This is a genomic window from Synechococcus sp. M16.1 (assembly GCF_014279895.1).
GTDB lineage: Bacteria > Cyanobacteriota > Cyanobacteriia > PCC-6307 > Cyanobiaceae > Parasynechococcus.
Genome location: NZ_CP047954.1, coordinates 318638 through 344216, shown reverse-complemented (window position 1 = coordinate 344216; position 25579 = coordinate 318638). Strand labels below are relative to the sequence as shown.

The window sequence follows — 25579 nt, the reverse complement described above, 5'->3', positions numbered from 1 at the left end:
TGAACCATGCTGAGTCCAAAACGCGTCAAATTCCGTAAGCAGCAGCGAGGCCGCATGCGCGGCGTCGCCACCCGGGGCAACACCATTGCCTTCGGACAATTCGCGCTGCAGGCACAGGAATGTGGCTGGATCACCTCGCGCCAGATCGAGGCCAGCCGTCGTGCCATGACCCGCTACGTCAAGCGTGGCGGAAAAATCTGGATCCGGATCTTCCCCGACAAGCCGGTCACCATGCGCGCTGCCGAAACCCGGATGGGTTCCGGTAAGGGCAACCCAGAATTCTGGGTGGCGGTGATCAAGCCCGGCAGGATCCTGTTCGAGATGGGCGGTGATGAAATCACCCCCGAAATCGCCAAGGAAGCCATGCGCCTCGCGCAGTACAAGCTTCCCGTGAAGACCAAGTTCATCCAACTGGATGAGCAGGAGAAGTCAGCTGGTGCCAAGGCTCCGGCAGCTTCTGAAGCCGTCACCGTGGAGTCCTGACCATGGCCCGTCCCAACGCCGCCGATGTGCGCAGCCTGTCCGATTCGGACATCAACGAACAGATCGACGGCCTGCGCCGCGAGCTGTTCCAACTCCGTTTCCAGCAGGCCACGCGCCAGCTCGCTAACACGCACCGTTTCAAAGAGGTCCGCATCAAGCTGGCCCAGCTGCTGACGGTGCAGTCGGAGCGCCAGCGCTCCACCGCCTCCTGATCCCCCACTCCGTAACCATGGCAGTCAAGGAAAGGATCGGCACCGTCGTCAGCGACAAGATGGAAAAAACGGTGGTGGTCGCGGTGGAAAGCCGCTTCCCACACCCCATCTATCAAAAGACGGTCAGCCGTACCACCCGTTACAAGGCTCACGACGAAGACAACACCTGTCGCGTCGGTGACCGCGTTCGCATCACTGAAACCCGTCCGATGAGCCGCCAAAAGCGGTGGGCCATCGCCGAGGTCCTCAGCCACAGCCCGAAAGCTGCGGCTGAGGAAGCCAACAAGGCTGAAGCTCAGGAGGTGAAGCAGTGATCCAGCAGGAGTCCTATCTCACCGTTGCCGACAACAGCGGCGCCAAGCGCATTCAGTGCATTCGCGTCCTCGGCACCAACCGTCGCTATGCCCACGTGGGCGACGTGATCGTTGCCGCCGTGAAGGATGCCGCCCCCAACATGGGCGTCAAAAAGTCCGACGTGGTGAAGGCCGTTGTGGTGCGCACCAAAGCCACCATGCGTCGTGAAACCGGAAACTCGATCCGTTTCGACGACAACGCCGCCGTCATCATCAACGACGACAAAAACCCGAAAGGCACCCGCGTCTTCGGACCGGTGGCCCGTGAGCTGCGTGAGCGCAGCTTCACCAAAATCGTGTCCCTCGCTCCGGAGGTGATCTGACCATGGCGACTGCAACCACCAAGGCCAAGGCCACCGAGCGCATCAAGATGCGCATCCGCAAAGGCGACACCGTTCAGGTGATCGCCGGCAAGGACAAGGGCAAGACCGGTGCCGTTCTGCGCACCCTGCCCAACGAAAACCGTGTCGTCGTGGAGGGCGTGAACATGCGCACCCGCCACGAAAAGCCCACCCAGGAGGGCGAGACCGGCCGCATCGTGACGGAGGAAGCATCCCTGCATGCCTCCAACGTGATGCTGTATTCCACCGACAAAAAGGTGGCCAGCCGCGTTGAAATCGTCGTCGAGAAGGACGGCACCAAGAAGCGCCGGCTGAAGAAAACCGGTGAAGTCCTCGACTGATCCCGACTTCTGACCACGCCCAGAAGCACCCCAACCCGTTATGTCACTCAAGAAGCGCTACCGGGAGACCATCCAGCCCAAGCTGCAGAAGGATCTCTCCCTCACCAACATCCATGAAGTCCCCAAGGTGGTGAAAGTCACCGTCAACCGGGGTCTCGGCGAAGCCGCCGCTAATGCCAAGTCCCTCGAGGCTTCGGTGAATGAGCTGGCGCAGATCACCGGCCAGAAGGTCGTTGTGACCCGTGCCAAAAAAGCCATCGCCGGCTTCAAGATTCGGCAGGGCATGCCGATCGGCTGTGCCGTCACCCTCCGTGGTGATCGGATGTATGCCTTCCTCGAGCGCCTGATCAACCTGGCGCTGCCCCGCATCCGCGACTTCCGCGGGGTCAGCCCCAAGAGTTTCGATGGCCGCGGCAACTACACCCTTGGGGTGCGCGAACAAATCATTTTCCCTGAGATCTCCTTCGACAAGATCGATGCGATCCGGGGCATGGACATCACCATCGTGACCACTGCCCGTTCGGACGAAGAGGGCCGGGCCCTCCTCCGCGAGATGGGAATGCCGTTCCAGAGCAACTGAGCCCTCCCCGTCGACACCTATGGCCAACCACGACCCCATTTCCGACATGCTCACCCGCATTCGCAATGCGAGTGAGAAACGTCACGAAACCACCAAGATCCCCGCTTCGCGGATGACCCGCAGCATCGCCAAGGTGCTGCAGCAGGAGGGCTTCATCTCCGAGATCAGCGAGCAGGGTGAAGGCGTTCGCACCGAACTGGTGCTCGCCCTCAAGTACAGCGGCAAGCACAGGCTGCCCACCATCCGCTCCATGCAGCGGGTCAGCAAGCCCGGTCTCCGCATCTACAAGAACACTCGCGGCCTGCCCAAAGTCCTCGGCGGACTGGGTGTGGCGATCATCTCCACCTCCAAAGGTGTGATGAGCGACCGCGACGCCCGTCGTGAGGGCGTCGGTGGCGAAGTGCTCTGTTACGTCTACTGATCCGGAGCTGAACCATGTCACGAATCGGCAAAAACCCTGTTCCCGTCCCTGAAAAGGTCACGGTTTCCCTCGACGGTCTCACCGTCAAGGTGAAAGGACCCAAAGGCGAACTGGAGCGCACCCTTCCTGAAGGCGTCAGCGTCAGCCAGGACAACAACACCATCGTGGTCTCCCCCACGAGCACCAAGCGCATCTCCCGTGAGCGCCACGGCCTGAGCCGCACCCTCGTCGCCAACATGATCGAGGGTGTCAGCAACGGCTACAGCAAAGCCCTGGAGATCGTTGGTGTGGGCTCCCGTGCCCAGGTCAAAGGCAAAACTCTCGTAGTGAGTGCTGGCTACAGCCACCCCGTCGAGATGGAAGCCCCTGAAGGCATCACCTTCAAGGTGGAGAACAACACCAAGGTGATCGTCTCCGGCATCGACAAGGAGCTGGTGGGCAACGAAGCCGCCAAGGTCCGCGCCATCCGTCCGCCCGAGCCCTACAAGGGCAAAGGCATCAAGTACGAGGGCGAGCGCATCCTGCGCAAGGCAGGCAAGTCCGGCAAGAAATAAGCCTTGTCCTGACGTTCCTTCCCTTCACCCACCATGTCCCAACTGTCCCGCAAACAGCAGACGCAAAAACGCCACCGGCGTCTGCGTCGTCACATCACCGGAACCTCAGACCGTCCGCGTCTGGCCGTGTTCCGCTCCAACAACCACATCTACGCCCAGGTCATCGACGACGCGGCCCAGAGCACACTCTGCTCCGCCTCCACCGTTGACAAGGAGCTGCGCGCCGGCCTCAAGGCTCCGGCTGGCAGCTGCGACGCCTCTGTCGCCGTCGGCGAACTGGTCGCCAAGCGCGCCATCGCCAAAGGCATCCAGCAGGTGGTGTTCGACCGCGGCGGAAATCTGTACCACGGCCGGATTAAAGCCCTCGCCGATGCCGCCCGGGAAGCGGGCCTTCAGTTCTGATTCCTGCTCAACCCATGACAGATTCCTCCCCCCAATCCAATCCCAACGCCGTGCCGGGTGCGGCCGACGTTCCAGCGGCAGCCGAAGGGCAGCAGCAACAGGAACAGCGCCGCGGCCGTGGCGACCGTGATGGTCGTCGTGGCGACCGGCGTGGTGGCCGTCGCGGCCAGGAGCGCGATTCCGAATGGCAAGAGCGCGTGGTTCAGATCCGCCGCGTCTCCAAGACCGTGAAAGGCGGCAAGAAGATGAGCTTCCGGGCCATCGTGGTTGTCGGCAACGAGAAAGGCCAGGTCGGCGTTGGCGTCGGCAAGGCCGGTGATGTGATCGGTGCCGTCCGCAAGGGTGTTGCCGATGGCAAGAAGCACCTGGTCAAAGTGCCGTTGACCCGCCACAACTCCATCCCGACCCTCTCCAATGGTCGTGATGGTGCTGCCAGCGTGCTCATCCGCCCTGCAGCCCCTGGTACCGGTGTGATCGCTGGCGGTTCCATCCGCACAGTGCTCGAACTCGCCGGCATCAAGAATGTCCTGGCCAAGCGCCTGGGCAGCAAGACCCCCCTGAACAATGCACGGGCTGCCATGGTGGCCCTGTCGCTTCTCCGCACCCACAAGGAGACGGCGAAGGAACGGGGAATCTCCCTCGAACAGATCTATTCCTGATTCGCGATGACTCTCCGACTCGATTCCCTCAAATCCAACAAGGGCGCTCGTCGCCGCAAATTGCGCAAGGGCCGCGGCATCGCCGCTGGTCAGGGTGCCAGCTGCGGCTTCGGTATGCGCGGCCAGAAATCCCGTTCGGGTCGCCCCACGCGCCCCGGCTTCGAGGGTGGCCAAATGCCTCTGTACCGCCGGGTGCCGAAGCTGAAGCACTTCCCCCTGGTGAATCCCAAGTTCTTCACCGTGCTCAACGTTTCTGCGTTGAACGACCTGAAGGACGGCAGCACCGTCAACTTGGATTCCCTGGTCAAGGACGGCATCGTGACCAGCCCCAAGCATCCTCTGAAGATGCTCGGCAACGGTGAACTGAAAGCCAAAAAGCTGACAGTGCAAGCCGCGGCGTTCACCGCCTCGGCCCGCACCAAGATCGAAGCCGCAGGCGGCACCTGCGAAATTCTCGACTAATCAAGGGCTCGTCCCCAAGTCAGCCCTAGGGTCTGAGCCGTCCGCTGGATTTCGATCCACGGGCGGCTTCTTGGCTTTTCGCCCAACTTCACTTTCTTCCGGACATGCTCGTCAGTCGGGGTCGCAACCCCAACGCCTCCGAAGTGATCGGCCAGCTGATCACCAACCCTGGGCTCCGCAGTCGCGTGCTCACCACACTCGGCCTGCTGTTGTTGGTGCGTCTTGGGATTTACATCCCAATGCCCGGAATCGATCGGGAAGCGTTCAAGCAATTCATCGATCAAGGCGGACAGCTGATCGGTTTTCTCGACATCTTCACCGGCGGCGGGATCTCCACCCTGGGCATCTTTGCCCTGGGGATCCTGCCTTTCATCAACGCCTCGATCATCCTCCAGCTGCTGACCGCAGCGCTGCCGCAGCTGGAAGACCTCCAGAAGAATGAAGGCGAGGCTGGCCGACGCAAAATCGCCCAGATCACCCGTTATGTGGCGCTCGGTTGGGGTCTCGTCCAGAGCGTCGTCTTCGCCATGATCCTGCGCCAATACGCCGTGGAAGGTCTGAGCGAAGTGACCTTCGTGGTTCAGACGGCACTGGCCCTGGTCACCGGCTCGATGGTGGTGATGTGGCTGAGTGAAGTGATCACGGAGCGAGGCATCGGCCAGGGGGCTTCCCTTGTGATTTTTCTGAACATCGTCGCCACCCTGCCGCGCACCCTCGGCGCCACGATCGAAGCCGCTCAAACCGGTGACCGCGACACCGTGCTGGGCATCATTGTTCTGGTGCTGGTGTTCCTGGCCACGATCGTTGGAATCATCTTCGTGCAGGAGGGAGCTCGCCGTATCCCCATCGTCAGCGCCAAGCGCCAGGTGGGTGGAGCAGGTGTGCTCCCCACGCGTCAGAGCTATCTGCCGCTCAAGCTGAATGCCGGCGGTGTGATGCCGATCATTTTCGCTTCAGCCCTGATTTTCCTGCCGGTCACCATCGCCAACCTCACCAAGAGTGAGTGGTTGATCCGTGCGGCCAGTGCCCTGAATCCTGGGGCAGCGAACCCCTGGCCATACGCACTCACATTTTTTGCGTTGATCCTGGGCTTCTCCTATTTCTATGCCTCTCTCACGGTGAATCCCGCTGACATCGCCACCAACCTGAAACGGGGTGGTGTGGCGATTCCAGGCGTTCGCCCCGGCAGCGCCACGGCCACTTATCTCTCAGGAGTCCAGAACCGCCTTACCTTGCTGGGTGGTCTGTTCCTCGGCGCCGTCGCCATCATTCCCGCGGCCGTCGAACGCGCCACGAATGTGCAGACCTTCCAGGGGCTTGGCGCCACATCGCTGCTGATCCTTGTCGGTGTGGCCATCGACACGGCCAAGCAGGTGCAGACCTATGTGATCTCACAACGCTACGAAGGCCTCGTTCGCCAGTGAGCGCTGCTGGGCAGCGCACCTTCCGTTCACGTCACCTCACGCTTACGCAACCATGAAAAATCGCTTGCTCTTTCTTGGCCCTCCCGGAGCCGGCAAAGGCACCCAAGCCGCTCGGCTGTGCGATGCCAACAGCATGAAGCATCTGTCCACAGGCGATCTGCTGCGCTCTGAAGTAGCAGCCGGCAGCGATCTGGGCAAAGAAGCTGAAGCGGTGATGAACCGCGGCGAACTGGTGAGCGACGCCCTTGTGCTGGCGATTGTGGAAAGCCAGATGAAAGCTCTCACCACCGATGGCTGGCTACTGGATGGGTTCCCGCGCACGGTGCCCCAGGCTGAAGCACTCGAACCCCTGCTGGCCGAATTACAGCAACCCATCCAGGCCGTGGTTCTGCTGGAGCTGGATGACGCCGTTTTGATTGAACGGCTGTTGGCCCGCGGTCGCGCCGACGACAACGAAACGGTGATCCGCAATCGCCTGGAGGTTTACCGCGAGAAAACCGCACCCCTGATTCGCTTCTACAGCGACAAGGGTCTCCTCGTTTCCGTCCCCGCCCAGGGCACAGTCGAGGAGATCACCAAGCGGATCGACTCCGTTCTCGGTTGACCGGCATGGTAACGTTGCCGTTTGGAAATTTGGAGAGCCACGCCTCATGAAGGTGCGCAGCTCAGTGAAAAAAATGTGTGACAAGTGCCGGGTGATCCGTCGCCACGGCAAGGTCATGGTCATTTGCGCCAACCCCAAGCACAAACAGCGCCAGGGCTGATCCCCCGCTGTTCTGAAACATTCCTCGCCTCCAGGACTTCGGAGGCATCTGTCCTTTTCAACTAAACGAACGTGGCACGGATCGCCGGCGTTGACATTCCCCGCGACAAGCGGATCGAAGTGTCCCTCACTTACATCTACGGAGTTGGTCTCACCCGCTCACAGGCCATCCTGGCCAAAACCGGCGTGAACCCCGACATCCGGGTGAAAGATCTGGAGGACGGAGATCTTCAGAAGCTCCGCAACGCCATGGAGGAGTACACCCTCGAAGGCGATCTGCGCCGTCAGGAGGGCATGGCCCTCAAGCGCCTGCAGGACATCGGCTGCGTCCGTGGCCGTCGCCACCGCATGAGCCTTCCCGTTCGTGGCCAACGCACCCGCACAAACGCCCGCACTCGCCGCGGCGCGCGGAAAACTGTGGCCGGCAAGAAGAAGTAAGTCCTCTACATCCTTATCCCTGACTGCATACGGCCATGGCTAAAACCGTCAAAAAATCCGGCCCCAAGAAGGCCAAGCGCAACGTCCCGAACGGCGTCGCTCACATCCAGAGCACCTTCAACAACACCATCGTGTCCATCACCGACACCGCCGGTGAGGTGATTTCCTGGTCGTCTGCAGGTGCCAGTGGCTTCAAAGGTGCTCGCAAAGGCACCCCCTTCGCGGCTCAAACAGCTGCAGAAGCAGCAGCACGTCGCGCCCTTGACCAAGGCATGCGTCAGATCGAAGTGCTGGTGAGGGGTCCTGGCTCAGGCCGTGAGACCGCTATCCGTGCTCTCCAGGTTGCTGGCCTCGAAATCACCCTGATTCGCGACGTCACCCCCCTGCCCCATAACGGTTGCCGCCGGCCCAAGCGCCGCCGCGTCTGAACCGAGCTGATTTCCGTCCGGTTTCTCCCCTTACCCCGATTCAGACCGTGTTGCAGTACCAGATTGATCGCATTGAGCATCAGGTGGCCGAGGATCGCGCCCAGTCCGGCGTTTTCCTGATCGGTCCCCTCGAGCGTGGCCAGGCCACGACCCTGGGCAACGCGCTGCGTCGCGTGCTGATGGGTGGGCTGGAAGGCAGTGCTGTCACCGCCATCCGGATTGCCGGTGTCAATCACGAATACGCCACGGTTCCTGGGGTCCGTGAAGACGTTCTCGACATCCTGCTGAACTGCAAGGAGCTCACCGTCAACAGCCGTTCGGCCGAACTCGAGATCGGTCGTCTCGTGGTGGCTGGTCCCGCTGAAGTGAAAGCTGGAGATCTTCAGTTCTCCTCTCAGGTGCAGGTGGTGGACGCCGATCGTCCGATCGCCACCGTGGCCGACGGCCACAGCCTCGAGCTGGAAGTGCACGTCGAGCGCGGCGTTGGCTATCGCCCGGTGGATCGTCACAACGAAGAAACCAGTGCCATCGATCTGCTCCAGATCGATGCCGTGTTCATGCCCGTGACCCGGGTCAACTTCACCATCGACGAAACCGCCGTTGCCGAAGGCGGTTCGGCCCGCGAGCGCCTGCGGATGGAGATCGTCACCGACGGCTCCATTACCCCCGACGACGCCCTGGCTCAATCAGCCAATCAATTGATTGAGCTGTTCCAGCCGCTGGCCACGGTCACTCTCGTGGAGGAAGTTCCTGCTGAACCCGAGCCCTCGGCGGAAGCACAGATTCCTCTTGAGGAACTGAACCTTTCGGTTCGCGCCTACAACTGCCTCAAGCGGGCCCAGGTCAACTCCGTGTCTGACCTGATGGGCTTCAGCTACGAGGATCTTCTGGAGATCAAGAACTTCGGTTCCAAATCCGCTGATGAAGTGATCGAAGCCCTCGAGCGCATCGGCATCTCCATCCCCCAGAGCCGCACTTCTGCATAACTGCAGAACGGCCTGAACGTCCTTTTTCGTCTTCGTCACCGACAGAACCATGCGTCATCAATGCCGAGTTCCTCAGCTGGGACGTCCAGCTGACCAGCGCAAGGCAATGCTGCGCGCCCTGACCACCCAGCTGATTCGCGAAGGTCGGGTCACCACCACCAAGGCACGGGCCAAAGCGCTTCGCGACCAAGCCGAGCGCATGATCACCCTGGCCAAGGACGGCAGCCTCGCCTCCCGTCGCCGGGCCATGGGTTACATCTACGACAAGCAGCTGGTGCATGCCCTGTTCGACAAGGCTCCCAACCGCTACAGCGATCGCAAGGGTGGCTACACCCGCATCACCCGCACCGTTCCCCGTCGTGGCGACAACGCCGAGATGGCCATCATTGAACTGGTCTGATCAGACCTCACGTCAGTTCTGACGTTTGAACACCCAACCCTCGTCTGCAGGTCCTGAGCCAGCGTCCCTTCAGCGGATCGCGCTCAGCCTTCAGTACGAGGGTTCTTCGTTTTGTGGGTGGCAGCGCCAACGCAACGGTCGCAGTGTTCAGGCCGTGCTGGAGGACGCCATCGCCCAGCTTGATCCGCACCGACCGGTGCAGACCTTTGCCGCCGGTCGCACCGATGCAGGCGTTCATGCCGCCGGTCAGGTGGTGCACTTCGACTGCAGTGGCCCGATCCCAGCTCGCAAATGGGCCCCGGCTTTGAACGGACGCCTGCCGAGCACCATTCGTGTGCGCGAATCCGTCGCCCGTCCCCTGGATTGGCATGCCTGTTACTCCGCCACCTACAGGCGATACCGGTACACGATTCACAACGGGCGCCGCCCGAATTTGTTTTTAAGCCCCTGGAGCTGGCACCGTTACCAACACAGACTGGATGAGTCCCGCATGCGGGACGCTTTGAGCAGCATGCTTGGTCTGCACGACTTCAGCGCCTTCATGAAGGCAGGCAGCCGTCGCGCCCATGCCCGAACCACCGTGCAGGAGGTGCTCGTGGAGCGCCAAGGCGATCTTCTGCGGGTTGAGATTCAGGCCAGTGGTTTTCTGTACGGCATGGTTCGCCTGCTGATGGCCCAGTTGGTGGCCGTTGGCGAGCACCGTCTCAGTGTTGCCGCCTTTGAACAGCGCTGGAGGGAACGACGACGCCATGAGGTGAAAGAGGCGGCGCCGGCCACGGGCCTCTGCCTGCTTCGGGCTGGCTATGCCGAGCCCATCTTCACCAAAGCCGGCTGGTACGATTGTCAGCCGTGGTTTTTTCTGGCCGAGAGCGATCCGCCTCCGGGTCCACCCTCAACGCCGGGATAAACGGGCCTCTACTTCGAAAGCTGCCCAACTCACTGGAGCTGGAGGGCCGAAGAGTAAGCTCGATCTTTAGCCCCGTCAGGTCCAGTTCTGGACCGACCCCTTTGCCCAGTTCCGCTTCTTCAGGCGGGACATAACCGAACCGGCATGCCGGCGCGATGAACAAGACCTCTCTCCCCCCGATTGATTCGATCGACCGCCAGTGGTACGTGGTGGACGCTGAGAATCAAACCCTCGGCCGTCTGGCCACTGAAGTGGCCGCCGTGCTGCGTGGCAAGAACAACCCCAGCTTCACCCCCCATCTGGACACCGGTGATTTTGTCGTCGTCGTGAACGCCGAGAAGATCAAAGTCTCCGGCCGTAAGCCCCAGCAGAAGCTGTACCGCCGTCACTCCGGTCGTCCCGGCGGCATGAAGGTGGAAACCTTCGAAGCTCTGCAGGAACGGATCCCCGAGCGGATCGTGGAGAAGGCCATCAAAGGCATGCTCCCCCACAACGCCCTGGGCCGCCAGATGTTCCGCAAGCTCAAGGTCTACAAAGGCACCGAGCATCCCCACGCCGCTCAAAAGCCCCAGCCTCTTCAGCTCAACCCCTCCGCATCCGCCCAATGAGCAACAACTCCGTCGTCTACTGGGGCACCGGTCGTCGCAAGACCTCTGTCGCCCGTGTTCGTCTCGTCCCCGGCAATGGAACGATCACCATCAATGGTCGTCCCGGTGACAACTATCTGAACTACAACCCCTCGTACATCGCAGCGGTGAAGGCTCCCTTGGAGACCCTCGGCCTCAGCAGCGAGTACGACATCCTCGTCAACGTTCACGGTGGTGGACTCACCGGTCAGTCCGGCGCCATCAAGCAAGGTGCAGCCCGCGCCCTGTGTGAATTGTCTGCCGACAACCGCAAGCCGCTGAAGACGGAAGGTCACCTCAGCCGCGACCCCCGTGCCAAGGAACGCCGCAAGTACGGCCTCAAGAAAGCCCGTAAGGCTCCTCAGTTCTCCAAGCGCTGATTTTTTTACCGATGCCAAAGCCCGACATTCATCCCACCTGGTATCCCGACGCCAAGGTGATCTGCAACGGCGAAGTGGTCATGACCACAGGCGCCACCCAGCCGGAGATCCACGTCGACGTCTGGAGTGGCAACCACCCCTTCTTCACCGGCACCCAGAAGATCCTCGACACCGAGGGTCGTGTGGACCGCTTCATGAAGAAGTACGGCATGGGCACCAAGAAAAAAGGTGCCGACTCTGCCAAGGCCGAGTCAAAGGCCTGAGGGTGAGAACGGGGCATGGACGCCTCGACCTTGTTCACACGGCTGGAAACAGCCACAGCCAGCTTCCGCAACCTCGAGCGGCAGCTGGCTGATCCTGATGTGGCCGCTGATCCGAAGCGGCTTGAATCGATCGCACGGGAGCGATCAAGACTTGAGCCACTCGTGCTCGACTTCGAGGAACTCCAGAAGCTCGAATCCGAGCGTGATTCCGCACGTCAGCTGCTGAAAGACAGTCGCGGTGACGCTGCAATGGAGGAACTGGCGCAGGATGAGTTGGCCAGCCTCCAGGAACAGCACTCAACGCTGACAGAGCGGCTCACCCTGGCTCTGCTGCCGCGGGATCCCCGCGATGAGCGCAGTGTGATGCTGGAAATTCGTGCCGGCGCAGGCGGCGACGAGGCCTGTCTCTGGGCCGGTGATCTGGCACGGATGTATGAGCGGTACAGCCAAAAAGTGGGCTGGGCCGTGCAATCCATCAGCTGCACCGAGGCCGACCTGGGCGGGTTTCGCGAACTGATCCTGTCGGTGCGTGGCGACAGCGTCTACAGCCAACTGAAATTTGAAGCGGGAGTGCATCGGGTGCAACGGGTCCCGGCCACGGAATCCCAGGGTCGGGTCCACACCTCAACAGCCACGGTGGCCGTGATGCCCGAAGCCGATGCCGTGGAAGTTCAGCTCGACCCGAAGGATCTCGATATCAGCACCGCGCGTTCAGGCGGTGCTGGGGGGCAGAACGTCAACAAGGTGGAAACAGCTGTGGACCTTCTCCACAAACCCACGGGCATCCGCGTGTTCTGCACCCAGGAACGCTCCCAGCTGCAGAACCGGGAACGGGCCCTAGAGATCCTGCGCGCCAAATTGTTGGAGCGGGAGCAGGCGGCTGCCGCAGAACGCGAAAGCAGCGACCGACGCGCCCAAGTGGGCAGTGGTGACCGCTCTGAAAAAATCCGCACCTACAACTACAAAGACAACCGAACCACAGATCACCGACTGGGCCGAAACTTCACCCTGGAACCTGTGTTGGAGGGCCAGCTAGAAGACCTGATTGGTGCCTGCATCGCCGAAGAGCAACGTCAGAAACTCGAAGCGCTGAGCGATCAGGCCGAGGCCTGACGGTCAAGCACCGATCACGTACTTCGCCCATTCCTGGTGATGACCGGAATGGATCTGGCGCCGGGCCTCAAAACTGAGGCTGCTGGCCGGTCGCCGCGGCACATGGCGCAGAGGCATGGCGGCTTCCTTCGGAGTTCGATTGCCTTTGCGCACATTGCAGCTGAGGCAAGCCGTGGTCACGTTCTCCCAGGTGTCGCTACCTCCCCGACTGCGAGGCATCACATGGTCGATGGACAACTGATTGTCACGACTGCCGCAGTACTGGCAGGTGTGGTTGTCCCGCTGGAAGAGGTTGCGACGCGTCAGGGGCAGCTGACGAAAGGGAACGCGAACGTACTGGCGCAGGCGGATCACCGTTGGCAGGTGGGTGCCCTGACGCAGTTGCCGACAGGGGTCGTGTTCCAGACTCTCGGCCTTGCCCTTCAGCATCATCACCACAGCCCGTCTCCAGGTGGTGATATTGAGCGGCTCGTAGGACGCATTGAGAACGAGAACCTGGCCCATGCCAGCTCACTCAATAATGGTCATGCTATCGGCGATGTGAAGCTGTCTCGGTAGCGCCGAGCACCGCCTGTGATTCCGGAGCTGAATCCACGTCAGCGCGCCTGGGTGGAGGTTTCACCTGCAGCGATTCGGGCCAACGCCAGGGCGCTCTGCCAACACCTCGGTGCTCGTACCCAACTGATGGCGGTGGTGAAGGCCGATGGCTACGGCCACGGCGCCGAGACGGTGGCACGGGCTGCCCTTCAGGGGGGAGCCACCAGCCTTGGCGTAGCCACGCTGCAGGAAGGCCTTGAGCTGCGGCGAGCCGGCCTGGAAGCACCAGTGCTGTTGCTAAGCAACCTCAATGAACCGGACGACCTGCGCACTTGCCTGCACTGGCGGTTGATGCCCACCCTGAGCAGCCTCAGGGATGCCCAGCTCTGCAACGCTCTGGCTGCCGACAGCGGTCGATGTTTCGACGTGCAATTGAAGATCGACACCGGCATGGCACGGCTGGGCTGCTCCCTCAGCGAGGGACATCAGACCGCGGCGGAGCTGAAGAGCCTGGAACATCTCAATCTGGAGGGCATCTACAGCCACCTGGCCTGTGCCGATGAGCCGAACGATGCCTTGACCAGCCTCCAGCAGGAGCGCTTCGTGAGCATGCTCTCGGCCCTGCCTGAAGCGGGTGCCGGCATCACCCGCCATCTGGCCAACTCGGCAGGGACCCTGCTCAACCGAGAGCTGCACCACGACCTCGTGCGCGTTGGATTGGCCCTGTACGGCCATGCCCCCGCCAGTCATCTGAGCAACGTCATTCCCCTGCAACCCGCCCTGGCGGTTCGTGCCCGGGTCAGCCTGATCCGCGACGTGCCCGCCGGCACTGGAGTCAGCTACGGCCATCGCTTCATCACCCAGCGCCCCACGCGGCTTGCGGTGGTGGGGATCGGCTATGCCGATGGTGTTCTGCGGTCCCTCAGCGGGCACATCCACGCCTTGCATCGCAATCGCCAGCTGCCTCAGGTGGGAGCCATCACCATGGACCAGCTCCTGCTGGATGCCACCGATGCAGCTGAGCTGGAGCAAGGCGACATCGTCACTCTGCTGGGCCAGGACGGCGACCTGGAATTAAGCCCTCAAAGCTGGAGCAACCACTGCGGCTCGATTCCCTGGGAGATCCTCTGTGGTTTCAAACGACGTCTGCCCCGCGTTGAAGTCTGACTACCTGCCCAGCACTTGGTACTCTGGGTGCGCCGCTGGAGAGGTGGCTGAGTGGTTGAAAGCGGCTCCCTGCTAAGGAGTTACAGGAGGCAACTTCTGTCGAGGGTTCGAATCCCTCCCTCTCCGTTCCAAGTCCATCAACTCAATCCGCCGGCTCCTCTGAGATGGTGAACAGGTTGAGTTGCCGTGCCAGCTCCGGCAAAAGGGATGCGTCCCTGGCGCGATCAGGCCCCGTGGTGAACACCACCAGCAAGCTGGGCGGCTGCTGTTCAGACTCCCGGAACCAGGCGGCGTCATGACGGGCCTGACTCATCCAGCCGGCTTTGCTCCACAGCAGAGCGTCCTCAGGTAGGCCTTCGCCGAGGAAGCCATCCACCTGGTTTTCAGGATCAGCGCGACGCTGCTTTTGATCGAGCGAGCGCCGCAACAGACCCTGCAGCCGACGACAGGCCGGTGGCGACACCACCGCACCGGTCATCACCGCCTCCAGCATTCGGGCTGTCGCAACCGTGGACAAGCCATTGCGGTTGCCGTTGTCGGCCCCATAGAACATTTTCTCCCGGCCATAGGGACCATCACCCCAGGTCTTCTGGCAGCAATTCACCGCCTCAAGTTCCGGCCAGGCCAGGCTCTGCAACCAGCCATTGATCAAGCGACGCTGCTGCGTCCAAAGCTCCCAGCGTTCGCCATGGAGGGCAGGGCCGCTGGTGGTGCCTGTGAGCAGATCCACCACAAGCCCCGTGGCATCGTTGCTGGAATCACCGATCATGTCGCGCATCGCGCGCCGCAATTCGTCGCTCTCAGGGATCAGGTCCCGTTGCAGCCACTGCTCAACGGCGACGGCATAGAACAGCTTCACCACGCTGGCCGGATAGAGGATCCGATCTTGGTTCCAGGAAGCACCACGGCCCTGACCCGCCTCCGGTGCAGCTTCGTCGTACCGCACCCAGGTGATCGCCAGGCTGTTGCGCAGCCCCGGGCGACCGTCGGCATCGAGCCCATCGAGGGCCGCCTCAAGCCGAGCCGCCATTGCGGGATCGGGACGGTAGAACGCCATAGCGATTCGATTGGGCCATGGCGACGTTAGGCACCCTGCTGGCCCCGGACCTCATTCAGACAGGCTCCAGTTGGCAGCTGTGCGCTGACGTGAATGGTTATTCGCGATCTGACGGCGCGAGTCTGACCACCCAGGCCTGTCGTGGACGCCGTTTTCGCATTCTGGAGAGGCAGCCCAAGAGGATCGCTGTTCAGCTGCTGGAGGATGGCTACCGCTGCTGGCTCGAACTCGAGGCGGTTCTGGGGCGAGCTGAGCGATGCGCAGCCTGGCGACCGTCGCCGCTGAGCGCGACGGAGATTGAACGACGTCTGCCCAGCGTGCTCGCCTGGAGCGAAACCGCCCAGCAGCGCCCCAATGTCTACCTCTGGGGAGGCACCACAGAACCGGACATGGATTGTTCCGGTCTGATGCAGATGGCCTTCGCCAGCCAGGACATTTGGATTCCGCGAGATGCCTATCAACAGGAGCGGTTCTGCCAACCTGTTGCAGCTCTGCCCGACGATCACAGCCTGCTGCGCCCTGGAGATCTGCTGTTTTTTGGCACACAGCGGCGTTGCACCCATGTGGGGATCCATCTCGGCGAGGGCCGCTACCGCCACAGCTCAGGCCAGGACCATGGGCGCAATGGGATCGGCATCGACAGCTTGCACAGCAGCGATCAACACCCGGTGGCTTGCCACTACAGGGCTGAATTCCGCGGCGCAGGCCGTGTGGTGCGTTGCCATGACGGATCGCATCTCTCCTGACGCTGGCTGCCGGATGAACCGGGCCCCTGCTTAAGTTGAGCGACTCGCAGCGCGACCGGCATGAGTGCACCCCTGAATCTCTCGGTGGTGGTGCCGCTGTACAACGAAGAGGAAAGCCTGCCTCATCTGGTCGAGCAGCTCCTTTCAGCGCTGCGTCCAACCGATGAGGCGTTTGAGCTGGTTCTGGTCGACGACGGATCCAGCGACCGCACCGCGAAAGTGCTGGCAAAGCTCAGCGCCGAAGTGCCCGAAGTGGTGGCTGTACTGCTGCGCAAGAACTATGGCCAGACCGCAGCCATGGCGGCTGGGTTTGATGTGGCTGGCGGAGAGGTGATCGTCAGCCTCGATGGAGATCTGCAGAACGATCCAGCCGACATCCCCATGCTGCTGGCCAAACTGCGAGAGGGGTATGACCTCGTCAGTGGCTGGCGCCATCAGCGCCAGGACGCCGCCCTCCAGCGCAAACTTCCCTCCCGGATCGCCAACCGCTTGATCGGCCGGGTAACCGGTGTGCGGCTGCATGACTACGGCTGCTCCCTCAAGGCCTACCGCCGCGAGGTGCTCTCAGACATGCGGCTCTATGGGGAGCTGCATCGCTTTCTTCCCGCCCTGGCCTTCATCGAGGGTGCACGGATCACCGAAGTGAAGGTGAACCACCGGGCGCGTCAGTTCGGCAGCAGCAAGTACGGGATCGATCGCACCTTCCGTGTGCTGATGGATCTGCTCACCGTCTGGTTCATGAAGCGTTTTCTGACCCGGCCGATGTACGTGTTCGGCTTCGGGGGGCTGCTGGCCATCGCCGCAAGCCTGATCACCAGCACCTATCTGCTGGTGATCAAGGTGATGGGAGGCGACATTGCCAATCGCCCACTGCTCACCTTGGCGGTGGTGCTTGGCTTGGCTGGCATTCAACTGTTCTGCTTCGGACTGCTGGGCGAACTACTGATCCGCACCTACCACGAAAGCCAGAATCGCCCGATTTATCGCATCCGCGAAACATTGCGCGGCGGCCGAGCCAGCTGACGGATCGGGGCAGCGGCCGGCGCGCCGCGGAACGGTGCGATCGCAGCGGCAGCTGCTTCCACCACTCGCGCATCGCTGTCCCGCAGCGCCAGGCGCAGCAGGGGCAGCGCCGAACGGTGTCCCCATCGGGCGGCCAAACGAACAGCGCGCAAACGCTCCTCGGGTCCAGCCTCCATATCAGCCTTGAGACGACGCTCCAGGGCAAGACGCTCCAAGGGACTGCTCGGCGCCGTCCAGGACTCCAGGGAAGCATCGGCGAATTCCCCATCAGCAGCGGGCTCAATCACCAGTTCCAACTGGGCACGATTGATCTGTGCGACACGGCTGGCATCCGTGCTGGAAAGCATCGGCTTCACCGGCTTCCTGCGCAACCAGAGCACCACCGTGAGCAGCACGACGGCACCGGGGAGGAGAACGTTCTGCATGCGGATTGAACTTTTATGTCGCCGTCGGGGCCTAGAGCAGGCCGTCAGAACGGTCCTACTTACAGTAGCTGCGAAGCTTTTGGCCTCGACATGACTGGAGATTTCGCTGCTGCCTGGCTGCCTGCGATTTTCGTGCCCATCACCGGAATCGTGTTCCCCGCAGTGTTCATCGTCCTTGTTGGTCGAGTGATCACCGCTGCCGAGTGACCGCGACCTGCGGACCGTTTCAACCCCTCAGCACTCGTACCTCATGACCGTCACTCCTGCTGCTGATCCCTGCGTCGGCAACCTTGCGACACCCGTCAACAGCGGCTATTTCATCAAGGGCCTGATCAACAACCTGCCCCTGTACCGCCCCGGAATTTCTCCGAACTTCCGGGGTCTGGAAACTGGTGCAGCCTTCGGCTATCTGCTCTACGGCCCCTTCACCATCTGTGGTCCCCTGCGTGCCACTGAGTACCAGCAAACCGCTGGTCTGCTGGCTGCCATCGGCGCCGTGCACATCCTCAGCCTGCTGTTCCTGCTCTACAACCAGCCAGGCAAGCAACCCAACATCCCCCCTGCAGATGTGACGGTTGAGAATCCCCCCGCCGACCTGTTCACCCGCACCGGCTGGGCTGACTTCACCAGTGGGTTCTGGCTGGGTGGTTGCGGCGGTGCCGTTTTCGCCTGGTTCCTCTGCAACACCGTTCACGTGCAGGAACTGTTCAAGATTGCTGCTGGTGTCTGGAGCGTGGGCTGAAACCATCCAATAAAACAGCCAACCAAAATCATTCATCCCCCGGTTGCCTGATTGCAGGCGATCGGGGGATTTTTCCTGGCAGGATTCATTCACATTTGAGACGCCCCGGTGCGGTCGATCTCCCAGCCGTTTCTTCGGCGGCCGGTCCTGACGGTCGTCTGCAGCCTGCTGATCCTTTTGGCGGGCTGCACGGCGTTGTTCGGCCTGGGACTGGAGGATCTTCCGCCCCTCGCTCCCACCCGCGTGAGTGTTAGCGCCAGCTTCCCGGCGGCTTCACCGGAGGTGGTGGAGCAGAGCGTGACCCGGGTATTGGAACAACAGCTGAATGGCCTGGAAGGGGTCGAAAGCATCAGCTCAACCAGCAGGCAGGGCGGCGCCAGCATCTCGTTGCGCTTCAACGCGGGTGATCCCGAGCTGAATGCGATCAAGGTTCAGAACGAGGTGAACCTGGCCAGCCGCCGGTTGCCCCAGGCCGTGACGCGCCAGGGGCTCCAGGTGCGGCGCTCCTCGGAAGACCTGTTGATGATCCTGGGGTTCAACCACCCGCCGGATCAATACGTCCCCACCTTTCTCACGGGCTGGCTGGACCAGACCCTTCGCGACGCGCTGCTCAGCACACCAGGCATCGGAGATGTGCGGATCTTCGGCAGCAGTGAACTCTCTTATCGCCTCTGGTTGGATCCGCAACGCCTCGAACAGACCAACCTCACCCTTGGCGATGTCAGCCGAGCCCTGGCTGAACAAAACGTTTTGGCTGCCGTTGGCAGCATCGGAGCTGCCCCAGTTCCAAAGGGCCAAGTGCTGAGCCTTCCGGTGGAAGCGGAAGGACGTCTTCGCAGCCAATCGGATTTCGAGAATCTCGTCTTGCGCCGGCTCGACAACGGCGGGCTGCTGCGCCTGAAGGATGTGGGACGGGTTGCCCTCGGACAGCGCAACTACGGACGCGAGGCCATGAATCTGGCTGGCGAGCGTTCGGTGGCCGTGGGCATCTACCAGCGCGATGGGGCCAATGCCCTTGAGGTGAGCAGGGCGATCAAGCGCAAGCTGAAGCAGTTGGAAGCGAGCTTTCCTCCGGGCATCGAGGTCTCAATGATCGTGGATGTGGCCGACACGGTTCAGGCCAACCTCGATCGCACCTTCATCACCTTGCGCGATGCCGTGCTGCTGGTGCTGGTGGTGCTGGTGCTGTTTCTGGGCCGCTGGCGTCTCGCCCTGATCCCTGCCCTTGCCGTGCCGGTGGCGCTGGTGGGAAGCCTCAGCCTGGTGAAACTGAGCGGTTCCAATCTCAACAGCCTGATCCTGTTTGGCCTGGTGTTGGCCACCGGGATCGTTGTGGATGACGCCATCGTCGTGAGCGAAGACATCGCCGGACGCATCGAACGGGGCACACCCCCCGAACAGGCGGCCGAAGACGCCATGACTGAGTTGGCAACGGCCGTTGTGGCCACCTCATTGGTGGTGGCAGCAGTGTTCCTCCCCGTGCTGCTCATTCCTGGATCGATCGGACGCCTCTATCAACCGATCGCCCTGGCCATCAGCGGAGCGATCCTGTTCTCCACCCTGAATGCGCTCAGCTTCACCCCAATGGCCTGTGCCCGGGTGTTGGGCCCAGGGGGCGGCCGTCTTCCTGGGGCCATCGGCAAGCTCAGCCGTTGGCTTCGGCAGGGCATGCAAACCCTGCAATCCCGATACGCGAAACAACTCGAGCACTGGCTGCAGCACAAGCGACGCATCGCCCTTGTGCTGCTGAGCGGCCTTGTCATCACAGCCTCAGGCTTGGCGGTGATGCCAACGGCGTTCATCCCCGATGACGACCAAGGCCAGATCCGCGGCTACTTCACCCTCCCCGATGGCGCCAGCCTTGAGCGCAGCGTGGCTGTGATGGACGACATCCGACGGGTCGTCAGCGAAGAGCCCCTGGTGCGCACCGGCAACTTTTATGCCGGCAGCTCCTTCGGACAGAGCGGAGAAGACCGTGGCTCGTTTTACCTGCGCCTCCAGCCACTCAAGGATCGACCTGGCAAAGAGCAGAGCAGCAACGCCATCAAACGCCGTCTCAATCGCAAGATTCAACAACGGGTTGGTGAGGCCAGGGTCGTGCTGATCACCCCACCAACCGTGCGGGGCTTCAGCAGTGAATCAGGACTTTCGCTGGAACTGCTGGACCGCAGCGGAGGGCAACTCAGCCTGGAGCAATTCGGCCAAGTCGCCGACGCTTTCATCCAGACGGCCAAGGCGACGGACCGATTTGAACGGGTGAGCTCCCGCTTTGATGCCAGCTTCCCCCGCTGGCGGCTTGAGCTCGACCGCGACCAACTGGCTGCTCTCGACCTCGACTACGGCGCAACCCTGCGGGAGATCGGCACCGCCTTCGGGGGCCGCTACATCGATGACACCTACAACGACGGTCGCATCCGCTCGATTGTTCTGCAGCTGGAAGGCAGCGAGCGACGTCGGCCGGAAGACCTCACCGGGCTGATGGTGCGCAACCGCAGCGGTGAGCTGGTGTCAGTGGCCAGCGTGGCCAAACTGACCCGTGAGGAGGGCGTTAACAACATTCGCCACTTCGGACTCAACCGGGCCATCCGTATCACGGCCATCCCGGCGCCAACGGTGAGCAGCGGTGAAGCCATCGATGCCCTCACCCAGGCCGGTGATCGCATTGGAGGCAGCAACATCGGCCTGGCCTTCACGGGCCTGGCGTTGGAGGAACAACGGGCTGAGCAGGTGACCTGGGTGCTGTTCACCCTCGGCGTGACGGTGGTCTATCTGCTGCTGGCCGCTCTCTACGAGAGTTTCATTGACCCGTTGATCATCCTGCTCACGGTGCCGATGGCCCTGCTCGGGGCTCTGATCGGCTTGAAATTGCGGGGCCTTCCACTGGATGTTTACGGCCAGATGGGACTCCTGGTGCTGGTGAGCCTGGCGGCCAAGAACGGAATTCTGATCGTGGAGTTCGCCAACCAGCGGGTGGCGGCAGGCCTGGCCCTGCGCGAGGCCGTTGTGGATGCAGCCGTGAACCGGATGCGCCCAATCCTGCTGACAGCGGTCACATCTCTGGCGGGTTTCCTGCCCCTTCTGTTTGCCCAGGGCACTGGAGCCGCCAGCAGGGTCAGCATTGGCACTGTGGTGTTCAGCGGACTGCTGGTGGCCTCGTTGCTGTCCCTGTTTGCCATCCCTGCCGTTTATCTGATGCTGAAACGCGATCGAAGGCCCACCGCGTAGGGTGCGCTCTCGATCCAATGGTTCTGCTGCTGGAGGGAACGATGACCATCACCCCACGGGCGACAACGGCAACCAGTTCCCAGGCGCAGTTCTTCGATTACGCCTCAGCAGCCAATCCCCTGCAACAGGGGCTGATCAGCACGATCCCCTACCGCAGCTTTTCGGCCAGTTTTTTTGATCAAGCCGGAACGGCCCTGCAACCTCTTGATTTAAGTGCCGACTTGCACTGCGAAGGCCCGGCCACCGGTCCATCGCTCTGCGGCAACTTCATCCGACTGGATCAGGGATCCCTGCGCACCCATGCGGATGCGACCAGTCAGCTGTTCTTCGTGGCCCGAGGCCATGGACAAACTGAAGCCTGTGGTCAGGTTTTTCACTGGAGCGAGGGAGACACGTTCGTGCTTCCGGCGGGCGGTGAAGCCATTCACATCAGCGACACCCACGCAGGCCTGTATTGGGTGCACGATGCCCCCTTGCTTCGTTATCTGGGGGTGAGCACCGTGAAACCGGTGTTCGAACCCTGCTTCTACAGCCATGAGGATGCTCGCGCGCAGTTGGATGCCATCGCCAGCAATCCCCGCGGAGCCAACGCCAATCGCGTGAGTGTGCTGTTGGGAAACAACGCCTTCCCTCAGACGCGCACCGTCACCCACACCCTCTGGGCCATGTTGGGAATCCTCCCCGCAGGCCAGGTGCAGCGGCCCCACCGACACCAGTCGATCGCCCTTGATTTTGCGGTGGCCTGCCAACCGGGTTGCTACACGATGATCGGCACCGAGCTGGATGAGAACGGAATGATCCGCAAAGGGCACCGGGAAGACTGGGCAGCCGGCGCAGCCTTCGTGACCCCACCCGGCTACTGGCACTCCCACCACAACGAATCCGGCGCCGACGCCTACGTGCTGCCCATTCAGGATGCCGGCCTGCACACCTATCTGCGCACTCTCGACATTGCCTTCAGCAACAGAGGCCGGGCTGACTTAAGCAACACCCCCTAGCCAACCCAACCTCAACGGGTGAGCAATTGATGGTTCACCGAGCTGAGGGCACCGAGTTCTGAATAGCGACGTGACATGCGCTCGAGGCGCGTTTCACTCGACAGCCAAAGCGCTTCGATGTTGAAGGGCTGGTGCGGATCGATCTGGGCCGGCGCCAGAAAAGCGCCTCCATCCGGCAAAAAGATCCAGCGATCAAGATCGCCTGCGGCAAAACAGATGTTGTCCCCTGGCGAAGGGTGGTCGCAGCGCCAGTCGCCGATCAGCTGATCTGGCTCCAGGGATGGACGTTCCAGGGCTGAACTTCCAACGAGGAACTCACGGATCAGCACAATCCGATCCAATTGCCCCGCACCATCCCAAAGCAGCACCAAGCGATGACGGCGTTGCTCATGCAAGAACCCGAACTCGGCATAGAGCTTGGTCCAGGTGGAGCGGTGCAGCGTCCCCCTTGAAAAACTACCGGTACCGAAGACCCCCATGTCGGGATCCAGCCGCGTGAAGCATTGAACGATCCGCTTTTCAGGCTCGCCGGTCGGCGGTTGATGGGGAGAACTCGATCCCGCTCCCTCAGGCCAGAGCAGCAGGGTCAGATTCAGTGGCACACCGGAGGGAGCCGGTTTAAGCGTGAGCAGGGAGGGCTGACGCTTGGTGCGTTGAAGTGTCCGGTCCAGGCTGTCGAACCAGCCGCGCCACTCACCAACGTTGCGCTGCAGGTGCTCCCATTCGCCCACGTTCAGCCCGATCCCGATCGAGGCCTGAGGTTAGAGAAGGCCCAGAGCAAGACGAGAACAACAACGCGGTCCAACAGAACCACTGCGAAGCACAGACAACAAAAATCCCCACCCGGCGAACCGGATGGGGACGTTTGAAACGAGGAACGACTCGTCGCGGGTTAATTCAGGAAGGAATCAACCGAATTTCCCTGAAGTCGAGGCAATCAGGAAGGCGGCGTACGTCAGGACATAGCCAACCGTGAAGTGAGCCAAGCCGACAACACGGGCCTGAACGATGGACAGTGCCACAGGCTTGTCGCGGTAACCCATCATGTTGGCGATGGGGCTGCGCTGGTGAGCCCAGACAATGGTCTCGATCAGTTCCTGCCAGTAACCCCTCCAGGAGATCAGGAACATGAAGCCGGTGGCCCAAACCAGGTGTCCGAAGAGGAACATCCAAGCCCAGACGGCGAGGTTGTTGCTGCCGAAAGGGTTGTAGCCGTTGATCAACTGGGAGGAGTTGAGCCACAGGTAGTCGCGGAACCAGCCCATCAGGTAGGTGCTGGATTCGTTGAACTGGGCCACGTTGCCGGACCAGATGGCCAGGTGCTTCCAGTGCCAGTAGAAGGTGAGCCAACCCACGGTGTTCAGAGCCCAGAAGACAGCCAGGTAGAAGGCGTCCCAGGCAGAGATGTCGCAGGTGCCGCCACGGCCGGGGCCGTCGCAGGGGAAGGAGTAGCCGAAGTCCTTCTTGTCGGGCATCAGCTTGGAGCCGCGGGCATCCAGGGCACCCTTCACAAGGATCAGGGTGGTGGTGTGCAGACCCAGAGCAATGGCGTGGTGAACCAGGAAGTCACCAGGGCCGATGGGCAGGAACACATCGGTGTTGCCATTGATCGCGTCCAGCCAGTAGTGCTCACCAGGAATGTTCTGGGCAGCAAGGCTGGCGGAGCTGGAGGCGTTGGAGAGCAGCACGTCCATTCCGTACATGGCCTTACCAGAGGCGGCCTGAACGAACTGGGCGAAAACGGGCTCAACCAGGATCTGCTTCTCGGGGGTACCGAAGGCAACGACCACATCGTTGTGGACGTAGAGGCCGAGGGTGTGGAAACCGAGGAACAGGGAGACCCAGCTCAGGTGACTGATGATCGCTTCCTTGTGCTCGAGCATCCGGGCCAGGACGTTGTCCTTGTTGGCTTCGGGGTCGTAGTCACGGATGAAGAAGATCGCACCGTGGGCGAAGGCACCACACATCAGCGCGATGGCGATGTACTGGTGGTGGGTGTACAGGGCTGCCTGAGTCGTGTAGTCCTTCGCGATGAAGGCATACGACGGCATCGAGTACATGTGCTGCGCCACGAGGCTGGTGACCACGCCGAGGGAGGCGAGAGCCAGACCAAGCTGGAAGTGCAGGCTGTTGTTGATGGTGTCGTAGAGACCCTTGTGGCCAGCGCCGAGGTCACCAGGGGTGCCCTTCGGGGGGTTGTGGGTTTCGAGGATCTCCTTGATGGAGTGACCGATACCGAAGTTGGTCCGGTACATGTGGCCGGCGATCACGAAGAGGCAACCGATGGCCAGGTGGTGGTGGGCGATGTCCGTCAGCCAGAGGGCTTCTGTCTGAGGGTGGAAACCACCGAGGAAGGTGAGGATGGCGGTGCCGGCACCTTCGGAACTACCGAAGACCTGATTCAGAGAATCGGGGTTTTCGGCATACACACCCCAGTTGCCGGTGAAGAAGGGTCCAAGACCGGCGGGGTGAGGCAGAACGTTGAGGAAGTTGTCCCAACCAACGTGCTGACCGCGGGCTTCGGGAATCGCAACGTGAACCAGGTGACCGGTCCAGGCGATGGAGCTGAAGCCGAAGAGAACAGCCAGGTGGTGGTTCAGACGCGATTCAGCGTTTTTGAACCAGGCCAGGGAAGGACGGAACTTGGGCTGCAGGTGCAACCAGCCGGCGAAGAGGGCCCAAGCCGAAAGGATCATCATGAAGATGGAACCCTGATACAGCTCGGCATTCGTCTTCATGCCGATTGTGTAGAACCAGTGATAAAGGCCTGAGTAGGCGATGTTCACCGGGGAGGAAGCACCCGCTTGGGTGAAGGCGTCAATGGCGCCTTGACCGAAGTGGGGATCCCAGATTGCGTGAGCGATGGGGCGCACGTGCAGGGGGTCGGCGACCCACTGCTCGAAGTTGCCCTGCCAGGCGATGTGGAACAGGTTTCCCGAAACCCACAGGCCGATGATCGCGAGGTGACCGAAATGAGTGGAGAAGAGCTTCTGGTAGAGGCGCTCCTCCGTCATTCCGTCATGGCTCTCGAAGTCGTGAGCCGTGGCGATCCCGTACCAAATACGGCGGGTTGTCGGGTCCTGGGCCAGACCCTGGCTGAACGAAGGGAATTTCGTTGCCATT

General features: G+C 61.8%; 35 protein-coding genes and 1 tRNA gene. 31 read left to right on the top strand and 5 right to left on the bottom strand.

The genetic code is table 11. The features are described from left to right. The first annotated feature begins 6 nt into the window (after positions 1–6). From rplP to prfA, 23 genes are all read left to right on the top strand, one after another. Entirely contained in the window at positions 7–483 is a 477-nt protein-coding gene (rplP, locus tag SynM161_RS01780; protein WP_006851743.1) for a 50S ribosomal protein L16, read from the top strand. 2 nt (positions 484–485) lie between these two features. Beyond that, positions 486–695 (top strand): 50S ribosomal protein L29, encoded by a 210-nt coding sequence (gene rpmC, locus SynM161_RS01775; protein ID WP_115010469.1) that lies wholly within the window; start codon positions 486–488, stop codon positions 693–695. A 17-nt stretch (positions 696–712) separates the two neighbouring features. Continuing rightward, positions 713–1009 (top strand): 30S ribosomal protein S17, encoded by a 297-nt coding sequence (gene rpsQ / locus SynM161_RS01770; RefSeq protein WP_006850241.1) that lies wholly within the window; start codon positions 713–715, stop codon positions 1007–1009. Continuing rightward, entirely contained in the window at positions 1006–1371 is a 366-nt protein-coding gene (rplN, locus tag SynM161_RS01765; RefSeq protein WP_006851211.1) for a 50S ribosomal protein L14, read from the top strand. The genes rpsQ and rplN overlap by 4 nt, the downstream gene beginning before the upstream one ends. Positions 1372–1373: 2 nt before the next feature. Continuing rightward, a complete protein-coding gene (gene rplX, locus SynM161_RS01760) occupies positions 1374–1730 on the top strand; it encodes a 50S ribosomal protein L24 (protein ID WP_006852039.1) in 357 nt (118 codons plus the stop codon). Between the two features lie 40 nt (positions 1731–1770). After that, positions 1771–2310: a 50S ribosomal protein L5 gene (gene rplE, locus SynM161_RS01755; protein ID WP_006851706.1), complete on the top strand. Its 540-nt coding sequence runs from the start codon at positions 1771–1773 to the stop codon at positions 2308–2310. Positions 2311–2329: 19 nt separating this feature from the next. After that, positions 2330–2731, top strand: coding sequence for a 30S ribosomal protein S8 (rpsH, locus tag SynM161_RS01750; protein WP_006850769.1), 402 nt, complete (start codon positions 2330–2332; stop codon positions 2729–2731). A 14-nt stretch (positions 2732–2745) separates the two neighbouring features. Next, entirely contained in the window at positions 2746–3285 is a 540-nt protein-coding gene (gene rplF, locus SynM161_RS01745; RefSeq protein WP_114987267.1) for a 50S ribosomal protein L6, read from the top strand. Positions 3286–3318: 33 nt separating this feature from the next. Further along, entirely contained in the window at positions 3319–3687 is a 369-nt protein-coding gene (gene rplR / locus SynM161_RS01740) for a 50S ribosomal protein L18 (protein ID WP_114987264.1), read from the top strand. Between the two features lie 14 nt (positions 3688–3701). Further along, on the top strand, positions 3702–4346 hold the full coding sequence (rpsE, locus tag SynM161_RS01735) for a 30S ribosomal protein S5 (protein ID WP_011363379.1): 645 nt from the start codon (positions 3702–3704) through the stop codon (positions 4344–4346). A 6-nt stretch (positions 4347–4352) separates the two neighbouring features. After that, on the top strand, positions 4353–4808 hold the full coding sequence (rplO, locus tag SynM161_RS01730) for a 50S ribosomal protein L15 (protein ID WP_115010467.1): 456 nt from the start codon (positions 4353–4355) through the stop codon (positions 4806–4808). Between the two features lie 104 nt (positions 4809–4912). Then, the gene (gene secY, locus SynM161_RS01725; protein WP_115010466.1) at positions 4913–6232 is read left to right on the top strand and encodes a preprotein translocase subunit SecY; all 1320 of its coding nucleotides are present in this window, start codon (positions 4913–4915) and stop codon (positions 6230–6232) included. 52 nt (positions 6233–6284) lie between these two features. Beyond that, complete coding sequence (locus SynM161_RS01720; protein WP_186541804.1) at positions 6285–6836, top strand: adenylate kinase; 552 nt, start codon at positions 6285–6287, stop codon at positions 6834–6836. A 46-nt stretch (positions 6837–6882) separates the two neighbouring features. Beyond that, positions 6883–6996, top strand: coding sequence for a 50S ribosomal protein L36 (gene rpmJ, locus SynM161_RS01715; RefSeq protein WP_006850859.1), 114 nt, complete (start codon positions 6883–6885; stop codon positions 6994–6996). Positions 6997–7067: 71 nt separating this feature from the next. Continuing rightward, complete coding sequence (gene rpsM, locus SynM161_RS01710; RefSeq protein ID WP_006850466.1) at positions 7068–7433, top strand: 30S ribosomal protein S13; 366 nt, start codon at positions 7068–7070, stop codon at positions 7431–7433. Between the two features lie 35 nt (positions 7434–7468). Then, positions 7469–7861: a 30S ribosomal protein S11 gene (rpsK, locus tag SynM161_RS01705; protein ID WP_006850182.1), complete on the top strand. Its 393-nt coding sequence runs from the start codon at positions 7469–7471 to the stop codon at positions 7859–7861. 47 nt (positions 7862–7908) lie between these two features. Then, complete coding sequence (locus SynM161_RS01700; RefSeq protein ID WP_114987249.1) at positions 7909–8847, top strand: DNA-directed RNA polymerase subunit alpha; 939 nt, start codon at positions 7909–7911, stop codon at positions 8845–8847. 49 nt (positions 8848–8896) lie between these two features. After that, the gene (gene rplQ, locus SynM161_RS01695) at positions 8897–9247 is read left to right on the top strand and encodes a 50S ribosomal protein L17 (RefSeq protein ID WP_186541803.1); all 351 of its coding nucleotides are present in this window, start codon (positions 8897–8899) and stop codon (positions 9245–9247) included. Positions 9248–9272: 25 nt separating this feature from the next. After that, complete coding sequence (gene truA / locus SynM161_RS01690) at positions 9273–10154, top strand: tRNA pseudouridine(38-40) synthase TruA (RefSeq protein WP_186541802.1); 882 nt, start codon at positions 9273–9275, stop codon at positions 10152–10154. Positions 10155–10309: 155 nt separating this feature from the next. Then, the gene (gene rplM / locus SynM161_RS01685) at positions 10310–10762 is read left to right on the top strand and encodes a 50S ribosomal protein L13 (protein WP_114987243.1); all 453 of its coding nucleotides are present in this window, start codon (positions 10310–10312) and stop codon (positions 10760–10762) included. Continuing rightward, the gene (gene rpsI / locus SynM161_RS01680) at positions 10759–11160 is read left to right on the top strand and encodes a 30S ribosomal protein S9 (RefSeq protein ID WP_006849745.1); all 402 of its coding nucleotides are present in this window, start codon (positions 10759–10761) and stop codon (positions 11158–11160) included. Before rplM ends, rpsI begins: the two co-directional genes overlap by 4 nt. An 11-nt stretch (positions 11161–11171) precedes the next feature. Continuing rightward, complete coding sequence (rpmE, locus tag SynM161_RS01675; protein WP_006851595.1) at positions 11172–11423, top strand: 50S ribosomal protein L31; 252 nt, start codon at positions 11172–11174, stop codon at positions 11421–11423. Positions 11424–11438: 15 nt separating this feature from the next. Beyond that, positions 11439–12536, top strand: coding sequence for a peptide chain release factor 1 (prfA, locus tag SynM161_RS01670; protein WP_186541801.1), 1098 nt, complete (start codon positions 11439–11441; stop codon positions 12534–12536). Positions 12537–12539: 3 nt separating this feature from the next. Here prfA and SynM161_RS01665 read toward each other — a convergent pair whose 3' ends face one another. Then, on the bottom strand, positions 12540–13040 hold the full coding sequence (locus tag SynM161_RS01665) for an HNH endonuclease (protein WP_114987236.1): 501 nt from the start codon (positions 13038–13040) through the stop codon (positions 12540–12542). A gap of 69 nt (positions 13041–13109) precedes the next feature. Here SynM161_RS01665 and alr point away from each other — a divergent pair, with 69 nt between their 5' ends. Continuing rightward, positions 13110–14240, top strand: a complete 1131-nt coding sequence (gene alr / locus SynM161_RS01660; protein WP_186541800.1) for an alanine racemase — start codon at positions 13110–13112, stop codon at positions 14238–14240. Between the two features lie 37 nt (positions 14241–14277). Beyond that, positions 14278–14366: transfer RNA gene (locus SynM161_RS01655), tRNA-Ser, on the top strand. A 16-nt stretch (positions 14367–14382) separates the two neighbouring features. Here SynM161_RS01655 and SynM161_RS01650 read toward each other — a convergent pair. After that, positions 14383–15297 carry a serine hydrolase gene (locus SynM161_RS01650; RefSeq protein ID WP_186541799.1) on the bottom strand — a complete coding sequence of 305 codons (915 nt, stop codon included), beginning with the start codon at positions 15295–15297 and terminating at the stop codon, positions 14383–14385. A gap of 17 nt (positions 15298–15314) precedes the next feature. Here SynM161_RS01650 and SynM161_RS01645 point away from each other — a divergent pair, with 17 nt between their 5' ends. Continuing rightward, the gene (locus SynM161_RS01645) at positions 15315–16043 is read left to right on the top strand and encodes a C40 family peptidase (RefSeq protein ID WP_186541798.1); all 729 of its coding nucleotides are present in this window, start codon (positions 15315–15317) and stop codon (positions 16041–16043) included. 60 nt (positions 16044–16103) lie between these two features. Beyond that, positions 16104–17066, top strand: a complete 963-nt coding sequence (locus SynM161_RS01640; protein ID WP_186541797.1) for a glycosyltransferase family 2 protein — start codon at positions 16104–16106, stop codon at positions 17064–17066. Here SynM161_RS01640 and SynM161_RS01635 read toward each other — a convergent pair. Beyond that, the gene (locus tag SynM161_RS01635; RefSeq protein ID WP_186541796.1) at positions 17024–17491 is read right to left on the bottom strand and encodes a HEAT repeat domain-containing protein; all 468 of its coding nucleotides are present in this window, start codon (positions 17489–17491) and stop codon (positions 17024–17026) included. The genes SynM161_RS01640 and SynM161_RS01635 overlap by 43 nt on opposite strands. A gap of 90 nt (positions 17492–17581) precedes the next feature. Here SynM161_RS01635 and SynM161_RS01630 point away from each other — a divergent pair, with 90 nt between their 5' ends. From SynM161_RS01630 to SynM161_RS01615, 4 genes are all read left to right on the top strand, one after another. After that, positions 17582–17698, top strand: coding sequence for a photosystem I reaction center subunit VIII (locus SynM161_RS01630; RefSeq protein ID WP_006851672.1), 117 nt, complete (start codon positions 17582–17584; stop codon positions 17696–17698). 43 nt (positions 17699–17741) lie between these two features. Next, a complete protein-coding gene (locus SynM161_RS01625; RefSeq protein ID WP_011363361.1) occupies positions 17742–18233 on the top strand; it encodes a photosystem I reaction center protein subunit XI in 492 nt (163 codons plus the stop codon). Between the two features lie 108 nt (positions 18234–18341). Then, complete coding sequence (locus SynM161_RS01620) at positions 18342–21458, top strand: efflux RND transporter permease subunit (RefSeq protein WP_186541795.1); 3117 nt, start codon at positions 18342–18344, stop codon at positions 21456–21458. Between the two features lie 17 nt (positions 21459–21475). Next, entirely contained in the window at positions 21476–22456 is a 981-nt protein-coding gene (locus SynM161_RS01615; protein ID WP_255441847.1) for a cupin, read from the top strand. A gap of 11 nt (positions 22457–22467) precedes the next feature. On the opposite strand, the gene SynM161_RS01610 is transcribed toward SynM161_RS01615, so the two are convergent. Together SynM161_RS01610 and psaB are read right to left on the bottom strand one after the other, a co-directional pair. Beyond that, the gene (locus SynM161_RS01610) at positions 22468–23187 is read right to left on the bottom strand and encodes a DUF3598 family protein (RefSeq protein WP_255441846.1); all 720 of its coding nucleotides are present in this window, start codon (positions 23185–23187) and stop codon (positions 22468–22470) included. Between the two features lie 177 nt (positions 23188–23364). Next, the gene (gene psaB / locus SynM161_RS01605; protein WP_114987216.1) at positions 23365–25578 is read right to left on the bottom strand and encodes a photosystem I core protein PsaB; all 2214 of its coding nucleotides are present in this window, start codon (positions 25576–25578) and stop codon (positions 23365–23367) included. Position 25579: the final 1 nt, after the last annotated feature.